The following is a 16047-nucleotide window of genomic DNA, read 5'->3' on the forward strand; positions in this document are numbered from 1 at the left end:
GGCGCCCGGTGGCGTAGAGCCCGAGGTCCCGCCCGGGCCGGGACTCCGGACCCGGGTCCTCCCGGTGCCGGGCCGGGCAGCAGGTCACCTCGGCCTCGGGACGTCCTCCTCTGGTGCGCGCCGGCCCGGCGACGCCTCCGGCCGCCGGTAGCCCGCATGTAGGCTGTCGTGAACCGCTCGGGGATCCGCCGCCGTGGACCTCCCGAAAGCCGCCGGCTGCGAGGCAGGTACGTCGATGAGGCTCGATCAGGTCGTCAGCTGATGACCACCGACCCCGCCCGCGGCCGGTCCCTCGAGACGCTGCTGCTGCGGGTCCACCGGGCACGGACCGCCGTCGAGCACAGCCGCAACGGCTGGGTTGCGCGCGACGAGCTCGCCGACGCGCGGCATGAGCTGATGCTCGCCCTCCAGGCCTACGTCTCGGCACTCGAGCGGCGCAAGCTGCCGGTGCCGTGGCGGATGCAGGCGGAGCTGAGGTTGCACCGCGACCTGTTCGATCGCTGACACGCCGGACGCCCGAGGCGCCGGAGAACGCCACGAGGGGCGGACCACGATCGAGATCGTGGTCCGCCCCTCGTACTGCCGAGCAGGTGCTACTGGGCGGGACTACTGGGCGCGGACGTTCTCGGCCTGCGGGCCCTTGGGACCCTGCGTCACCTCGAACTCGACGCGCTGGTCGTCCTTGAGGGACTTGAAGCCGGTGCCGGCGATCGCGGTGTGGTGGACGAACACGTCCGGGCCACCGCCGTCCTGGGCGATGAAGCCGAAGCCCTTGTCGTCGTTGAACCACTTCACGGTGCCTTGTGCCATCTTGGTGTTCCTTGTTCGTGTCGGATGCGTTCGGCGTTCTCGCCGGCCGCGAGCTGAAGACATCTGCGCTGCGCTTGATGTCCAGCTGACCGAAGACCAAGGGATGAGTGCGACGAACCGGTGGCCGGGACCGGCCACCGAGGAGCCGGAGCCCCTTCAACACCACGAGCCTAGCAGCGCGACCCCCGACCACTCCGATCGTCGGGCACTGGCCGCGGTCCTGGCTCAGCCGAGGAAGCTGAGCCGCACCTCGCGCTCGGCATTGTCGATGTTGAGGTCGACCAGGCACACGCTCTGCCAGGTGCCGAGCGCGAGCCGGCCGCCGAGCACCGGGACGGTGGCGTACGGCGGCACCAGCGCGGGCAGCACGTGCGAGCGGCCGTGGCCGCGGCTGCCGTGCCGGTGCCGCCAGCGGTCGTCGGCCGGGAGCAGGTCGGCCAGGGCGGCCAGCAGGTCGTCGTCGCTGCCGGCGCCGGTCTCGATGATCGCGATCCCCGCCGTCGCGTGCGGGACGAACACCTGCAGCAGGCCGTCCCCTCGCCCCGCCACGAACCCACGGCAGTCCTCGGTGAGGTCCACGACGGCCTCGCGGTCGCCGGTGCGGTAGCTGCGGGTCGCGGAATCCACGCGTTCGATCGTGCCACGGACCGCTACGGTCGCCCCCGTGGACGTACGCTCGCTGGCCTACCGGACTGACCTCGCGCTGCTCGAGGAGGCCGGCAGCGACGTCGAGCACCACCCTGACCCGTAGTACCTCGCGATCCGGGTGTACCGCTCGGTCGGCTTCGCCGACACCGAGACCCAGTTGCAGGCGTCCCGGAAGCCCGCCTAGCAGGTCGGTGCGCGACGGTCAGTCCGCGAGCAGTCGCTCGACGCGCTCGACCTTCGCGGTGAGCTGCCCGTCGTACCCCGGCCGGATGTCGGCCTTGAGCACCAGCCCGACCCGGGGGGACACCGCGGCGACGACGTCGACGGCACGCTTGACCACCGCCATCACCTCGTCCCACTCCCCCTCGATGTTGGTGAACATCGCGTTGGTCTCGTGCGGCAGGCCGGACTCGCGGACCACCCGGACGGCGGCGGCCACGGCCTCGGAGACGCCGCCGGTCTCGTCACCGGTGGTCGGGGAGATGCTGAACGCGACGATCATGCCGCCCAGGGTAGTTGTGGCCGCGCGGCCGTGACCTTCTCCCCCTCCCGGGGTTGAACCCTTCGACGCCCCGGCCCGGGACACTCGGGGTGGTCGCCCGCCGGCTCGAGAGGGGACGAGATGACGAGGATCTGCCTACGGCACGAGCTCCGGATGCTCCGGCTGACCGCCGCGACCGTCCGTGGCGCGACCGGACGAGGGCTGCACAGCCCCGAGCACGCCGCACTGCTCGTCGAGATCGAGCACTGCGACCGGTGCCGCCGGCGCCGCGAGGCACCGGTCGAGCTGGTCCCCGAGGCACCGGAGGAGACCGCCCCGGCGCACGTGATCGTCACCTTCACCCTCCCGGAGGAGGTCGTCGACGCCGACGAGCTCGCCGCCACCCTCGAGGAGGCGCTGCCCGACCACGCCGCCGGGCTCACCGTCCGGGTGGCCTGAGCGCCTCCCGCTCGTCGTCCAGGTGCGGCGCAGTCGCGCGCAACCGGGCGAGGGCGTCGCGTGCCTGGGACTTCACCGTGCCGACCGAGATCCCGAGCACCGCCGCGGTCTCCTTCTCGGTGAGGTCCTCGTAGTACCGCAGCACGATCACCGCCCGCTGTCGCGGCGCGAGCGTCGCGAGCGCCTGCCGGAGTGCCATCCGGTCGGTGTCCGGCCCCTTGACGGTCGTCTCGGGCAGGTGCTCGGTGGGCACCTCGCGCCACCGGCGGCGGCGCCACCGGCTGACGCTCTCGTGGACCAGGACCGTGCGCACGTAGGGCTCCGGGTCGTCGGCGATCCGCGCCCAGCGCGGCACCACCTTCACGAGGCTCACCTGGACCAGGTCCTCGGCGTCCTCCCGGTTCCCGGTGAGCAGGTATGCCGTGCGCAGCAGCGCGCCCCGGCGGGCGGCGACGTACTGCTCGAAGGACTCCCGCTCCGCGTCACGGACGGACACGGCGCCTCCAGAGGACGAGCGTCGCGCCCGCGCCGAGGAACACGCCGGTCGCCAGACCCGCCGTCACCCGTGGATCGATGGGCGACGGGGGCTCCGTCGCGTCGACCGACGGTGCGCCCAGGAGGTCGGTGGCGAACTGCCAGGCCCCGCCATCGGCAGGGAGGCGCACGAGCTGCTCCGACTCCCCGGTGCCGAGCGCGACGCGGTACAGCCCGCTCCCCGCGGACCGCGAGCGGTCGGTCCGCCGGAGCGTGACGATCGTCCGGGCGTCGAGCCAGTCGACGACGCCGAAGGTCGACCCGGTGCCCGGGACCGGTGTCGTCCGTCCGGAGGGCCCCGCGTGCACCGTGCTCGGGTTCCGGTTGCCCGGGACCGAGGCGACCCGGCGCCCGGAGGCGTCCACCGCGGCGGAGTGCAGGCTGCCGACCGTGATCGAGCTTCGGCGGAAGTCCAAGTAGCGGACCTTCCCCGGGTCGGCGAGGTCGAGCAACGGGTACCCACGACCGCCCTCGGAGGAACGGTCGTCGAGGAGGATCCGGCCGTGGCCGGCGCCCAGCAGCGACTCGCCGGCGCCGACGCCGGGAACCGGTTGCGGCTCACCGCCCAGCGGCCAGCTGGTGACCGTGCCGAACGACGAGCTCGCCCGGTCCATGTCGGAGTCGTCGTCGCCGCCGCGGATCTGGCCGGCCGAGAAGACCACCGTGTCGCTGTCGGCCCATGCGAGGAAGTCCGGCTGGAGCCCATGGTCGGTCGGGATCCAGTGCCGCGTGGTCCCGCCCGTCTCGGCGTCGAACACTGCGACGCCCGTGATCGGACCCGATGCGCTGTTCGGCGTGTCCCTCGTGCGGCCGGTCAGCCAGTACGCCAGATGCGAGCCGTCGGGTGCGAGCGCGACCCCGCCGTGCTCGAGGTCGACGTCGGGCAGGTCGAGGAACGCGTACCCGCCGGTGGCTGCCGAGACGCCGACGACGGCCGAGCGCTCGCCGGTCCAGGTGCCCTGTTGGGCGCCGGTCACGGCCGCGAGGCGGCCGGGCCGGTCGGTCGACGGCAGCCACGCGCCCGGCGTCCAGACCTGGTCCGGCAGCCCCACCTGACCACCCGCCGGCGCCGGCTGAGGGGCCGAGCGCTGCCAGTCGAGGCCGGCGATCGTCGCCAGCAGCACGACCGCCATCGCCGCGATCGCGAGCGTCCCGACCCGCTGCCGACGGTGATAGCTGCGGCCGCGTTCCCACAGGTCGGGGACGGGTCCGCCGGGCGGGGCGTCCCCGGCGAGCTCGGCGAGCCGGTCGTGCAGTGTCATCGGTCCTCCTGGAGCGGGTCTCACCCCTACCCACGCGACGAGATCCCGAAAGAGAGGGGTCAGGCCAGGAAATGCCCGAGTCGGGCTCTCCTGCTGAATGTGTGGGTGGGTTGAGCGTGCCGTAGACGGGCGCACGCCGCTCTCTGCCTAGGTTTTGGAGCTGTCTAGGAACCAGAACCGGCGTCAAGGAGAGCGGCGTGCGTGATGTCAGCCTATGGCGGTGCCTGCTCGGGCTCGAAGACACCGTGATCGAGGGTGTCGAGCTCGATCGCGATGAACGGGTGCTCGTGGTCGCTGTTCGGCCGATGGCGCGTCGCCGGGGCCGGTGTGGGCGGTGTCGCGCGCCGGCGGCCGGGTACGACGCTGGGCGCGGTCGGCGGCGGTGGCGTGCCCTGGATAGCGCCACTGTGCGGGTCTACCTGGAAGCCGACTCGCCACGGGTGCGGTGCCGCGCGCATGGCGTGGTCGTCGCGCACGTGCCCTGGGCTCGCCATCGAGCCCGGGCGACGCACGCGTTCGAGGATCAGGTCGCCTGGCTGGTCACCAAGACCTCGCTGTCCACGGTGGCTGAGCTGATGCGGGTGTCGTGGCGCACCGTGAGCGGGATCTTGACCCGGGTCTGGAACCAGATCGCCGCCCGGGTCGACTTGCTCGACGGGTTGACCCGGATCGGGATCGACGAGGTGTCCTGGCGCCGTCATCAGCGTTACCTGCTCGCGGTCGTCAATCACGACACCGGTCGTTTGGTGTGGGTCGGCAAGGGCAACACCACCGCGACCGTCCAGTCGTTCTTCGATGCCCTTGGGCCGCACCGGTGCGCACAGATCACCCACATCAGCGCCGACGCCGCGCCCTACATCGCCAAGTCGACGGCTAAGAACTGCCCGCAGGCGGTCCGGGTCGCCGATCCCTTCCACGTGGTGAAGTGGGCCAACGACGCCCTCGGCGAGGTCCGGCTCGAGGTCTGGCGCGAGACCCGTCGGATCGCCCGGGCCAACTCCCGCGGCCGCGGCCGCGCACCCGCCGACGTCCAGGAGGAGTTCCCCGCCTACCAGCGGCTGCGGATCTTGACCCGTTCGCGGTACGCGCTGTGGAAGAACCCCGAGAACCTCACCACCCACCAGCAGGCCCGACTGGACTGGATCGCCAAGACCGACCCCCGACTGTGGCGGGCCTACCAACTCAAGGAAGGCCTCCGCGCCGTCCTGCGACTGCCGGCCGCCGAAGCCCGCATCGCGATCGACGCCTGGTGCCGCTCGGCACGGCGATGTCGTATCGCCCAGTTTGTCGACCTCGCCCGCATGGTCGCCGAGCAACGCGGCCCGATCCTGGCCGCGATCGAGCACGGCCTCTCCAACGCGATCAGCGAATCGGTCAACACCCGCATCCGACTCCGCAACCGGATCGCGTTCGGCATCAAGGACCCCGACGCCCTGATCAGCCTCCTGATGCTCACCCTCAGCGGCCACACACCCGCACTACCGGGCCGAACATGACCCACACAAACGACAGGAGAGCCCGAGTCGGCGTCGGCTTCCGCGGAAGCCGACGCCGACTCGGCGTGGTGCTCAGGCCTTCAGGAGGTTCCGCAGGACGTACTGCATGATCCCGCCGTTGCGGTAGTAGTTCGCCTCGCCGGGGGTGTCGATGCGGACGACCGCGTCGAACTCCTTCTCCCCCGCCTTGACCTTCACGGTCCGGGGCGTGGTGCCGTCGTTGAGTGCCGTCACACCGGTGATGGAGAACTCCTCCTCGCCGGTCAGCCCGAGCGACTCCGCGGTCTGGCCCTCGGGGAACTGCAGCGGCAGCACGCCCATGCCGATCAGGTTGGAGCGGTGGATGCGCTCGTAGGACTCCGCGATCACGGCCTTCACGCCGAGCAGCGCGGTGCCCTTGGCGGCCCAGTCACGCGAGGAGCCCGAGCCGTACTCCTTGCCCGCGAGCACCACCAGCGGCGTGCCGGCCGCGACGTAGTTCTCGGAGGCCTCGAACACCGTGGTCACCTCGCCGCCCGCCGTGAAGTCACGGGTGAAGCCGCCCTCGGTGCCCGGCGCCAGCTGGTTGCGCAGCCGGATGTTCGCGAACGTGCCGCGGATCATCACCTCGTGGTTGCCTCGGCGCGACCCGTAGGAGTTGAAGTCGCGGTGCTCGACGCCGTGCTCGGAGAGGTATCGGCCCGCCGGCGAGTCCTTCTTGATCGCACCGGCCGGGCTGATGTGGTCGGTGGTCACCGAGTCGCCGAGCTTGAGCAGCACCCGGGCACCCGAGATGTCGGCGACCGGCTCGGGCTCCTCGGGCATGCCGTCGAAGTACGGAGGCTTGCGGACGTACGTCGAGCTCTCCTCCCACGAGAACGTCTTGCCCTCGGGGGTCGGCAGCGAGCGCCACTGCTCGTCGCCGGCGAACACGTCGGCGTAGTCGGTGGAGAACATGTCGGAGGTGATCGCGTCGCGGATCACGTCCTCGACCTCCTGGGAGGTCGGCCAGATGTCCCTCATGAAGACGTCGTTGCCGTCCTGGTCCTGGCCCAGCGGGTCGTTGAACAGGTCGACGTCCATCGAGCCGGCCAGCGCGTAGGCGACCACCAGCGGCGGCGAGGCCAGGTAGTTCATCTTGATGTCCGGGTTGATCCGGCCCTCGAAGTTGCGGTTGCCCGAGAGCACCGAGGCGACGGCGAGGTCGTTCTCGTTGACCGCCTGGCTGACCTCCGGGATCAGCGGACCGGAGTTGCCGATGCAGGTGGTGCAGCCGTAGCCGACCAGGTTGAAGCCGAGCTTGTCGAGGTACGGCGTGAGCCCGGACCGCTCGTAGTAGTCCGAGACCACCTTGGAGCCGGGGGCCAGCGTGGTCTTGACCCACGGCTTGCGCTGCAGGCCCTTCTCCACGGCCTTCTTCGCCAGCAGCGCGGCGCCGATCATCACCGACGGGTTCGAGGTGTTCGTGCACGACGTGATCGCCGCGATGGCCACCGCGCCGTGGTCGAGCTCGCACTCGGTGCCGTCGCTGAGGGTGACCACAGCGGGGTTGCTCGCCCGCCCGTTGTCCTTCGGCGCGGTCGACAGGTAGTCGCGCGCCGGCGTCTGCCCGTGCACGTCCTCGTGGGCGGCGGGCGTGTCGGAGGCCGGGAAGGACTCCTCGAGCGCCTCGTCGTAGGCCCCCGAGATGGCCGACTCCTCGTGGTCGACGTACGCCCGGAGGGCACCGCGGAAGGACTGCTTGGCGTCGGACAGCGCGACCCGGTCCTGCGGGCGCTTGGGGCCCGCGATCGACGGCACGACGCTCGCCAGGTCGAGCTCGAGCTGCTCGGAGAACCGCGGCTCGGCGTCGGGGTCGTGCCAGAGGCCCTGCGTCTTGGCGTAGGTCTCGACCAGCGCGAGCTGCTCCTTCGACCGGCCGGTCAGCTCGAGGTACTTGAGGGTCTCGGCGTCGATCGGGAAGACCGCGATCGTGGAGCCGAACTCGGGGCTCATGTTGCCGATCGTGGCGCGGTTGGCCAGCGGCAGCACGGAGACACCGGGCCCGTAGAACTCGACGAACTTGCCGACCACGCCGTGCTCGCGCAGCATCTCGGTGATGGTGAGCACCAGGTCGGTCGCGGTCGAGCCCTCGGGCAGGTCACCGTGGAGCTTGAAGCCGACGACGCGCGGGATCAGCATCGACACCGGCTGGCCGAGCATCGCGGCCTCGGCCTCGATGCCGCCGACGCCCCAGCCGACCACACCGATGCCGTTGACCATCGTGGTGTGGGAGTCGGTGCCGACACAGGTGTCGGGGTAGGCCTGCAGCTGTCCGTCGACCTCGCGGGTGAAGACGGTGCGGGCGAGATGCTCGATGTTGACCTGGTGCACGATGCCGGTGCCCGGCGGGACGACCTTGAAGTCGTCGAACGCGCCCTGCCCCCAGCGCAGGAACTGGTAGCGCTCGCGGTTGCGCTGGTACTCGATCTCGACGTTCCGCGCGAACGCCTCGGGGGTGCCGAACACGTCGGCGATCACCGAGTGGTCGATGACCATCTCGGCGGGCGCGAGCGGGTTGATCTTCGTCGGGTCGCCGCCGAGCTCGGCCATCGCCTCGCGCATGGTGGCCAGGTCGACCACGCACGGCACGCCCGTGAAGTCCTGCATGATGACCCGCGCCGGGGTGAACTGGATCTCCTTGCTCGGCTCGTCGTCCGCGTTCCACCCGGCGATCGCGCGGATGTCGTCCGCGGTGATGTCCGCGCCGTCCTCGGTGCGCAGCAGGTTCTCCAGCAGCACCTTGAGGCTGAACGGCAGCGACGCGACGTCGAGCCCCTCGCCCTGCACCGCGTCGAGGCGGAAGATCTCGTAGGACTTTCCGTCCACGTCCAGGGTGCTCTTGGCACCGAAGCTGTCCTGACTGGCCACAGCAGTCATCTCCTCTGACGTCTCGTCGTCTGCACCGTGAATCGCCATCCTGCCGCCGGGCGTGAGCCAGGGAAAAGGAAGGCTGTCCTAACCCCGTCCGCCCGTACCCAGCGGCACCGAAGCGATATCTCTTGATATCAAGATACATGATGCCGAGACGAGGTCGACCCGACCATGCCGAGGCCGGCGCGGGCGCCGTGGCGCTCGATGCTCGGACGCAGCCGCGGCCCCGACCGGGAGGGTCGAGGCCGCGGCGGGTCGTGACGCTAGATCAGACCTCGAAGAGCGGACCGGTGATGGTCAGGCCCAGGTCGGGCACCAGCGCGAAGAGGGCGAAGAGCGCCAGGGCGCCGCCGACGAGCGAGAGGGTCTTGTTGAACTGGACCTGCTCGTTCATCTTGGCCTCGCCCTGCTCCTTCCAGAAGGCGTGCATGAGGAACGGGATCGGCACGATGGCGGCGGCCAGCAGCAGGGAGCCGAGGTCGCCCCAGACGCCGAGCAGGACCGACAGCGCGCCGACCACCATCAGCACGCCGGACGCGACGGTGCTGAAGGTGGCAGCCGGGACGCCCTTGAACTGGGCGTAGCCGGCCATCGCCTTGGTGGCGGTCAGGTGGCCGATGCCGGACGCGACGAAGATCGCGGCGAACAGGATGCGGGCGACGAGGACGACGACGTCCATGTGGGGGTTACCTCCGGGTCGAATAATTGAAAGTTGAACCGAATGACTCAAGCACATCGTCGCCCGCGGTCTTCCCGACGGCCCGGTGACCTGCGCCACAGTGCGCGAAACGGACCTCAGCATCGATCGTCGGCGACCTGGCCCTGGGGTCGCACGAGATGGACCGGGGCAGGCACGAGGCCGATCGCCCCGTAGGCTGCACATCGCTCGTGGCCCAGGAACCCGGTGAGACTCCGGGGCGGTTCCGCCACTGTGATCCTCCGTCAGGAGGGCAGCCAGACACTGGCCGCGGGCACGTCCGACCGATCGATGGGGCGAGAACCCCTGAGGAGGATCCCGCCCATGCGGATCGCGCTGCTGTCCACGTCCGACACAGACCTGCTGTCCGCCCGGGCCAGTGGCGCCGAGTACGCGTGGGGGAACCCGTCGCGCGCCACCGAGGCCGAGCTCACCGGGATCGTCGCCGGCGCGGACCTGGTCGTCGTGCGGCTCCTCGGCTCGCCCCACGATCTCTGGTCGGGGGTCGATGAGCTTCGCGCCGGGGGGACCCCCGTGGTGGTCCTGGGTGGCGAGCCGCAGCCGAGTGCGGAGCTGATGGAGCTGTCGACCGTGCCCATGGGGGTGACCGCCGAGGCGCACCGCTACCTGGCCGAGGGCGGCCCGGCCAACCTGGGACAGCTGCACGCGTTCCTCTCCGACACGGTGCTGTTGACGGGCGAGGGGTTCGAGCCTCCGGCCGCCATCCCGGCCTGGGGGTACGCCGACCGGCCGGTGCGCACGGAGGCGGACCTGCCTCGGGTCGGGGTGCTCTACTACCGGGCCCACGAGTCGAGCGGCAACAACGCCTTCGCCCATGCCCTGGCCGACGCGATCGACGCGACCGGCCAGGCGACGGGCGTGCCGATCTTCGCCGGCTCCCTGCGCTCGGCGCCCGACGACCTCTACGACGCACTCGGGACCCTGGACGCCCTGGTCGTCACCGTACTGGCGGCCGGCGGCTCCGTCCCTGCGACCGCGAGCGCCGGTGGCGACGACGAGGCATGGGACGTCGAGCGGATGGCGGCACTCGACATCCCGGTACTGCAGGGCCTCTGCCTCACCCACAGCCGTGCCGAGTGGGAGGGGTCGGACGACGGGGTCAGCCCGCTCGACTACGCGACCCAGATCGCCATCCCGGAGTTCGACGGCCGGATCACGACCGCGCCGTTCTCCTTCAAGGAGATCGACGAGGAAGGACTGCCGGCGTACGTCGCAGATCCCGAGCGCGCCGATCGGGTGGCCCGCATCGCGGTCAACCACGCCCTTCTGCGCCACAAGCCGAACAGCGAGAAGCGGCTGGCGCTGGTGCTCTCGGCCTACCCGACCAAGCACGCGCGCATCGGCAACGCGGTCGGGCTCGACACCCCCGTCTCCGCGATCCGGCTGCTCCGCCGGCTGCGCACGGAGGGGTACGACGTCGGCGACCTCGCGCTCCTCGACCTGACCGACGACACCGAGGCCGGCGACGCACTGATCCATGCGCTCATCGCGGCAGGCGGTCAGGACGAGGAGTGGCTCACGTCGGCGCAGCTGACCGACGCCCACGTGCGGATCAGCGGGGCCGACTACGACGCATGGACTGCCGACCTGCCGGCGGACCTGCGTGACGCCATGACCGAGGCCTGGGGCGCGGCGCCCGGCTCGCTGTTCGTCAACGACGCGGGCGAGATCGTCGTCGCGACGCTGCGCGCGGGCAACGTCGTCATCCTGATCCAGCCGCCGCGGGGATTCGGCGAGAACCCGGTAGCGATCTACCACGACCTCGACCTGCCGGTGACGCACCACTACTTGGCGGCGTACCGCTGGCTGGAGCACGGCTTCGAGGCCGATGCGGTCGTGCACCTCGGCAAGCACGGATCGATGGAGTGGCTGCCCGGCAAGAACGCGGCACTGTCGGCATCCTGCGGCCCTGACGCGACGCTCGGCAGCCTGCCGCTGATCTATCCGTTCCTGGTCAACGACCCGGGCGAGGGCGCGCAGGCCAAGCGGCGTGCGCACGCCACGATCGTCGACCACCTCGTGCCTCCGATGGCCCGCGCGGAGTCGTACGGCGACATCTCGCGCCTCGAGGGCCTGCTCGAGGAGCACGACAAGATCTCGACGATGGACCCGGCCAAGCTGCCGGCGATCCGCGGAGAGATCTGGCAGCTCATGCACGCCGCGCACCTGCACCGCGACCTCGGGCTCGAGGAGCGACCGGACGACGCGGAGTTCGACGACTTCCTGCTCCACGTCGACGGCTGGCTGTGCGAGATCAAGGACGCCCAGATCCGCGACGGACTGCACGTCCTCGGAGCCGCGCCCGACGGTGTGGCACGGGTCAACCTGGTGCTGTCGATCCTGCGCGCGGCCCAGGTGTGGGGCGGCGTCGGCAGCGCGGTGCCGGGCCTGCGTGCGGCGCTCGGTCTCACCGAGGGAGCGGCCACCACCGAGGTCGACGTGTTCGAGGCGCAGGCACGCGAGCTGGTCGAGGCCATGGAGAAGGCTGACTGGGACCCCACGGTGGTCGAGTCGCTCCACGACTCCCCCGACGTGCGACGCGTGCTGGAGTTCGCCGCGACGCAGGTCGTGCCACGGCTGGCTCGCACGACCGACGAGCTGGACGCCGTCCTGCACGCGCTGGCGGGCGGCTACGTCGCCGCGGGTCCGTCGGGCTCGCCGCTGCGTGGACTGGTCAACGTGCTGCCGACCGGCCGCAACTTCTACACCGTCGACCCGCGTGCGGTGCCGAGCCGGCTGGCGTGGCAGACCGGGCAGGCGATGGCCGACTCGCTGCTGGAGAGGTACCTCGAGGACACCGGCGAGTACCCGACGTCGGTGGGCCTGTCGGTGTGGGGCACCAGCGCCATGCGCACCTCCGGTGACGACGTCGCCGAGGTGCTGGCGCTGCTCGGGGTACGTCCGGAGTGGGACGCCGAGTCGCGGCGCGTGCGCGAGCTGGTCGTCGTCCCGCCGGACGAGCTCGGTCGGCCACGCATCGACGTCACCGTCCGCATCTCCGGCTTCTTCCGCGATGCGTTCCCCCACGTCGTGGCGATGCTCGACGACGCCGTGCGGCTGGTCGCCGACCTCGACGAGCCCGCCGACCAGAACTTCGTGCGTGCCAACGCGCTGGCCGACCTGACCGAGCACGGCGACGCACGGCGCGCGACGACGCGCATCTTCGGCTCGAAGCCCGGCTCCTACGGCGCCGGGATCCTGCAGGTGATCGAGTCCGGGACCTGGCGCGACGACAAGGACCTCGCCGAGGTCTACACCGCGTGGGGCGGGTTCGCCTACGGCCGCGATCTCGACGGTGTGCCGGCGGCCGACGACATGCGCGCCAACTACCGACGGATCAAGGTCGCGGCCAAGAACGTGGACTCGGCCGAGCACGACATCGCCGACTCCGACGACTACTTCCAGTACCACGGCGGCATGGTCGCCACGGTCCGCGCACTGACCGGATCCGCCCCGAAGGCCTACGTCGGCGACTCGACCGCCCCCGACGCGGTGAAGACACGGACCCTGCAGGAGGAGACCAATCGCGTCTTCCGCGCGCGGGTGGTGAACCCGCGCTGGATCGCCGCGATGCAGCGGCACGGCTACAAGGGCGCCTTCGAGCTCGCCGCGACCGTCGACTACCTCTTCGGGTTCGACGCCACGGCAGGTGTCGTCCACGACTGGATGTACGACAAGCTCGCGCAGGAGTACGTGCTCGACGAGACGACCCAGGACTTCCTGCGTCGCTCGAACCCGTGGGCCCTGCGCGGCATCGTCGAGCGGCTCCACGAGGCCGCCGAGCGTGGTCTGTGGGCCGACCCGGACGCGGACACGCTCGCGGCGATGCAGCAGGTCTACCTCGAGCTCGAGGGCGACCTCGAGGATCGCGAGTGAGGGTCCGGATCCTCGGTGTCGGCATGGGACCGCAGCACGTGACGGCCGAGGGAGCCGAGGCCCTGCGCGGCGTCGACTACGTCGTCGCCGCCGACAAGGGCGGCGACGACCACCTCCTCGCGGCACGGCGGGAGATCGCCCGGGCGTACGGCGTCGAGGTCGTCGCCGTCCCGGATCCGGAGCGTGATCGCGACGACCCGGCCGACTACGGCAGGGCCGTGCACGACTGGCACGCGGCGCGGGTCGACGCCTACGAGACCGTCCTGCGTGAGCGGGGCGGCACGGCGGCCTTCCTGGTCTGGGGCGACCCGTCGCTCTACGACTCGACCATCCGCGTCGTCGAGCAGCTCGCCACCCGTCTCCCCCTCGAGTACGACGTGCTGCCCGGCATCGGCGCACCGCAGCTCCTCGCGGCCCGTCACCGGATCGTCCTGCATCCGGTGGGGCGGCCCGTCCACCTGACGACGGCGCGCCGACTGCGCGAGGACATCGCGGCCGGGCAGACCAATCTCGTGGTGATGCTCGGCTCGATGCCCGACCTGACGGGGCTCGAGGACTGGTGGATCTGGTGGGGTGCCAACCTCGGGACCGAGTCGGAGGAGCTGGTCGCCGGGCGGGTCGGCGACGTGCGCGCCGAGGTGCTCGCCGCCCGCGACCGCGTGAAGGTGGCCGCGGGCTGGGTGATGGACGCCTATCTCCTGCGGGGACCCGCATGAGCGGCCTGCTCGTCGCCGGTACCACCTCCGACGCCGGCAAGTCGGTGGTGACGACCGGCCTCTGCCGGGCGTTCGCACGACGCGGGGTACGGGTGGCGCCGTACAAGGCGCAGAACATGTCGAACAACTCGATGGTGTGCGCGGGCCCGGACGAGCGGCTGGCGGAGATCGGTCGGGCCCAGTGGGTCCAGGCGCTCGCAGCACGGGCGACGCCGGAGCCCGCGATGAATCCGGTTCTCCTCAAGCCGGGCTCGGACCGGCGCAGCCACGTCGTGCTCCTCGGGAGACCCGCGGGTGAGGTCTCGTCGGCGAGCTGGGAGGAAGGCCGGCGCCACCTGGCCGAGGCAGCCCACGAGGCCTTCGACGACCTCGCCTCACGCTACGACGTGATCGTGGCCGAGGGCGCGGGCAGTCCGGCAGAGATCAACCTGCGCGCAGGCGACTACGTGAACATGGGCCTGGCCCGTCACGCCGCCCTCCCGACCGTCGTGGTCGGCGACATCGACCGGGGCGGCGTCTTCGCCGCACTGCACGGCACGGTGGCGCTCCTGGCACCCGACGATCAGGCGCTGGTCGCCGGCTTCGTGATGAACAAGTTCCGCGGCGACCTCTCCCTGCTCTCCCCCGGCTTGGAGATGCTTCGGCTCGCGACCGGCCGGCCGACGTACGGCGTCCTGCCGTGGGACCCGAGCCTGTGGCTCGACTCCGAGGACGCGCTGGACCTCGACGGCCGCCGCTCGGCCGGGAGCGGCGCGAAGCGGGTCGCCGTCGTACGACTCCCCAGGATCAGCAACTTCACCGACCTCGACGCCCTCGGCCTCGAGCCCGACCTCGACGTCGTCTTCGCCTCCTCGGCGCGGGACCTCGCCGACGCCGACCTGGTCGTGCTCCCCGGCACCCGCGCGACCGTCGCCGATCTCGCCTGGATGCGCGCGCGCGGCCTCGATGGCGCGATCATCGCCCACGCGGACGCCGGTCGGGCGGTGCTCGGCATCTGCGGCGGCTGCCAGATGCTGGGCCGCACGATCACCGACCCCGCGGGCATCGAGGGTGACCCGGGCACCGTGGTCGCGGGTCTCGGGCTGCTCCCCCACACCACCACGTTCGGCGCCGACAAGGTGCTGCGCGTCCACGAGCCCGCAGGCTACGAGATCCACCACGGACGGATCGCCGGCCGCACCGAGGACGGCCTCGTCAGCGGCACGATGGTGCACGGGTCCCTCGAGGACGACGCCCACCGCGCGGCCTACCTCCAGCGCGTCCTCGGCGTCACGTCACGGGCCTCCTTCCCCGCCGCCCGCGACGCCCGGATCGACCTGCTCGGCGACCTCGTCGAGCAGCACCTCGACGTCGACGCGCTGCTCGCCCTCGCCGTCTCCGGCGCGCCCGCCGGCCTGCCGGTCCTGCCGCCCGGCGGCGTGCCGTGAGGCTCCTGCTGCTCGGTGGCACCTCCGAGGCCCGCGAGCTGACCGCCCGCCTGCTCGACCTCGGCATCGACGTCATGTCGTCGCTCGCCGGGCGGGTGGCCGAGCCCCGGCTCCCCGTCGGCCCGGTCCGGATCGGCGGATTCGGCGGCGTCGAGGGCCTGCGCGCCGCCTTGCGGGAGTACAGCGCGGTGGTCGATGCCACGCATCCCTTCGCCCGCGGCATGAGCGCCAATGCCGCGGCTGCCTGCTCCCTCGACCGCGTACCGCTCCTCCGGCTCGAGCGGCCGGGCTGGGCGCCGGATCCCACGTGGCACTACGCGGACTCGCATGAGGAGGCGGCGGACCTGGCAGCGGCCCTCGGCAAGCGGCCGTTCCTCACCGTCGGCCGCCAAGAGCTGGCCCGTTTCACATCTGTCCTCCACCAGCACGACGTGATTGCTCGGGTCGTCGATGCGCCCTCGGGCGACATCCCGACCGGCTGGACGATCGTCCGTAGCCGCGGCCCCTACGCGCTCGACGAGGAGCTGGCCCTCATGCGCGGCCACTGCTCGGACGTCTTGGTCACCAAGGACTCGGGCGGCATCTTCACCTGGCCGAAGATGCAGGCCGCGGCCGAACTCGGTGTTCCGGTGGTGGTCGTGCGGCGCCCGAATGCCGGGGACGGAGTGCCGACGGTCGATGCCGTCGACGACGCCCTCGCGTGGGTGCTGCGGCAGGCAGCTCGATAG

The 16047-nt window shown here is 71.5% G+C and carries 14 protein-coding genes and 1 riboswitch; of the genes, 7 read left to right on the forward strand and 7 right to left on the reverse strand.

Annotated features, from left to right (window positions below; translation table 11 throughout):
- Positions 1–261: 261 nt before the first annotated feature.
- Positions 262–504 (forward strand): hypothetical protein, encoded by a 243-nt coding sequence (locus tag NOCA_RS16005; protein ID WP_011756308.1) that lies wholly within the window; start codon positions 262–264, stop codon positions 502–504.
- 102 nt (positions 505–606) lie between these two features.
- On the opposite strand, the gene NOCA_RS16010 is transcribed toward NOCA_RS16005, so the two are convergent.
- The 3 genes from NOCA_RS16010 to NOCA_RS16020 all read right to left on the reverse strand — a co-directional run bounded on the left by NOCA_RS16010 (position 607) and on the right by NOCA_RS16020 (position 1960).
- Positions 607–810: a cold-shock protein gene (locus NOCA_RS16010; RefSeq protein WP_011756309.1), complete on the reverse strand. Its 204-nt coding sequence runs from the start codon at positions 808–810 to the stop codon at positions 607–609.
- A 225-nt stretch (positions 811–1035) separates the two neighbouring features.
- Positions 1036–1437, reverse strand: coding sequence for a secondary thiamine-phosphate synthase enzyme YjbQ (locus NOCA_RS16015; RefSeq protein ID WP_011756310.1), 402 nt, complete (start codon positions 1435–1437; stop codon positions 1036–1038).
- 223 nt (positions 1438–1660) lie between these two features.
- Positions 1661–1960, reverse strand: coding sequence for a thiamine-binding protein (locus NOCA_RS16020; protein WP_041546595.1), 300 nt, complete (start codon positions 1958–1960; stop codon positions 1661–1663).
- Positions 1961–2080: 120 nt separating this feature from the next.
- On the opposite strand from NOCA_RS16020, the gene NOCA_RS16025 reads away from it, so the two are divergent.
- Complete coding sequence (locus tag NOCA_RS16025) at positions 2081–2398, forward strand: hypothetical protein (protein ID WP_011756312.1); 318 nt, start codon at positions 2081–2083, stop codon at positions 2396–2398.
- On the opposite strand, the gene NOCA_RS16030 is transcribed toward NOCA_RS16025, so the two are convergent.
- Both NOCA_RS16030 and NOCA_RS16035 read right to left on the reverse strand, forming a co-directional pair.
- Positions 2379–2894, reverse strand: coding sequence for a SigE family RNA polymerase sigma factor (locus NOCA_RS16030; RefSeq protein WP_011756313.1), 516 nt, complete (start codon positions 2892–2894; stop codon positions 2379–2381). The two genes, NOCA_RS16025 and NOCA_RS16030, sit on opposite strands and share 20 nt — an antisense overlap.
- Positions 2881–4194: a hypothetical protein gene (locus tag NOCA_RS16035; protein WP_011756314.1), complete on the reverse strand. Its 1314-nt coding sequence runs from the start codon at positions 4192–4194 to the stop codon at positions 2881–2883. Before NOCA_RS16035 ends, NOCA_RS16030 begins: the two co-directional genes overlap by 14 nt.
- Before the next feature lie 197 nt (positions 4195–4391).
- Here NOCA_RS16035 and NOCA_RS16040 point away from each other — a divergent pair, with 197 nt between their 5' ends.
- Positions 4392–5690: an ISL3 family transposase gene (locus NOCA_RS16040; RefSeq protein WP_011755226.1), complete on the forward strand. Its 1299-nt coding sequence runs from the start codon at positions 4392–4394 to the stop codon at positions 5688–5690.
- Positions 5691–5762: 72 nt separating this feature from the next.
- Here the strand turns inward: NOCA_RS16040 and acnA are convergent, their stop codons facing one another.
- Both acnA and NOCA_RS16050 read right to left on the reverse strand, forming a co-directional pair.
- Positions 5763–8588, reverse strand: coding sequence for an aconitate hydratase AcnA (gene acnA / locus NOCA_RS16045; protein WP_041546597.1), 2826 nt, complete (start codon positions 8586–8588; stop codon positions 5763–5765).
- Positions 8589–8850: 262 nt separating this feature from the next.
- Positions 8851–9261: a DoxX family protein gene (locus NOCA_RS16050; RefSeq protein WP_011756316.1), complete on the reverse strand. Its 411-nt coding sequence runs from the start codon at positions 9259–9261 to the stop codon at positions 8851–8853.
- A gap of 193 nt (positions 9262–9454) precedes the next feature.
- Positions 9455–9566, forward strand: a riboswitch (cobalamin riboswitch).
- Positions 9567–9603: 37 nt separating this feature from the next.
- Between NOCA_RS16050 and cobN the strand changes: the two genes are divergently transcribed.
- From cobN to NOCA_RS16070, 4 genes are read left to right on the forward strand one after another with little or no spacing between them, the layout of a single operon-like run.
- On the forward strand, positions 9604–13176 hold the full coding sequence (gene cobN, locus NOCA_RS16055) for a cobaltochelatase subunit CobN (protein ID WP_011756317.1): 3573 nt from the start codon (positions 9604–9606) through the stop codon (positions 13174–13176).
- Positions 13173–13892: a precorrin-6A synthase (deacetylating) gene (cobF, locus tag NOCA_RS16060; protein ID WP_011756318.1), complete on the forward strand. Its 720-nt coding sequence runs from the start codon at positions 13173–13175 to the stop codon at positions 13890–13892. The genes cobN and cobF overlap by 4 nt, the downstream gene beginning before the upstream one ends.
- Positions 13889–15319 (forward strand): cobyric acid synthase, encoded by a 1431-nt coding sequence (locus tag NOCA_RS16065; RefSeq protein ID WP_011756319.1) that lies wholly within the window; start codon positions 13889–13891, stop codon positions 15317–15319. The genes cobF and NOCA_RS16065 overlap by 4 nt, the downstream gene beginning before the upstream one ends.
- Complete coding sequence (locus NOCA_RS16070; RefSeq protein WP_011756320.1) at positions 15316–16047, forward strand: cobalt-precorrin-6A reductase; 732 nt, start codon at positions 15316–15318, stop codon at positions 16045–16047. The genes NOCA_RS16065 and NOCA_RS16070 overlap by 4 nt, the downstream gene beginning before the upstream one ends.

The organism is Nocardioides sp. JS614 (assembly GCF_000015265.1).
In the GTDB taxonomy this organism is placed as follows: domain Bacteria; phylum Actinomycetota; class Actinomycetes; order Propionibacteriales; family Nocardioidaceae; genus Nocardioides.

Coding starts and splice junctions, on each gene's coding strand:
- NOCA_RS16005 (WP_011756308.1), top strand. CDS start 262: ATGACCACCGACCCCGCCCGCGGCCGGTCCCTCGAGACGCTGCTGCTG.
- cobN (WP_011756317.1), top strand. CDS start 9,604: ATGCGGATCGCGCTGCTGTCCACGTCCGACACAGACCTGCTGTCCGCC.
- NOCA_RS16025 (WP_011756312.1), top strand. CDS start 2,081: ATGACGAGGATCTGCCTACGGCACGAGCTCCGGATGCTCCGGCTGACC.
- NOCA_RS16065 (WP_011756319.1), top strand. CDS start 13,889: ATGAGCGGCCTGCTCGTCGCCGGTACCACCTCCGACGCCGGCAAGTCG.
- acnA (WP_041546597.1), bottom strand. CDS start 8,588: ATGACTGCTGTGGCCAGTCAGGACAGCTTCGGTGCCAAGAGCACCCTG.
- NOCA_RS16010 (WP_011756309.1), bottom strand. CDS start 810: ATGGCACAAGGCACCGTGAAGTGGTTCAACGACGACAAGGGCTTCGGC.
- NOCA_RS16050 (WP_011756316.1), bottom strand. CDS start 9,261: ATGGACGTCGTCGTCCTCGTCGCCCGCATCCTGTTCGCCGCGATCTTC.
- NOCA_RS16035 (WP_011756314.1), bottom strand. CDS start 4,194: ATGACACTGCACGACCGGCTCGCCGAGCTCGCCGGGGACGCCCCGCCC.
- NOCA_RS16020 (WP_041546595.1), bottom strand. CDS start 1,960: ATGATCGTCGCGTTCAGCATCTCCCCGACCACCGGTGACGAGACCGGC.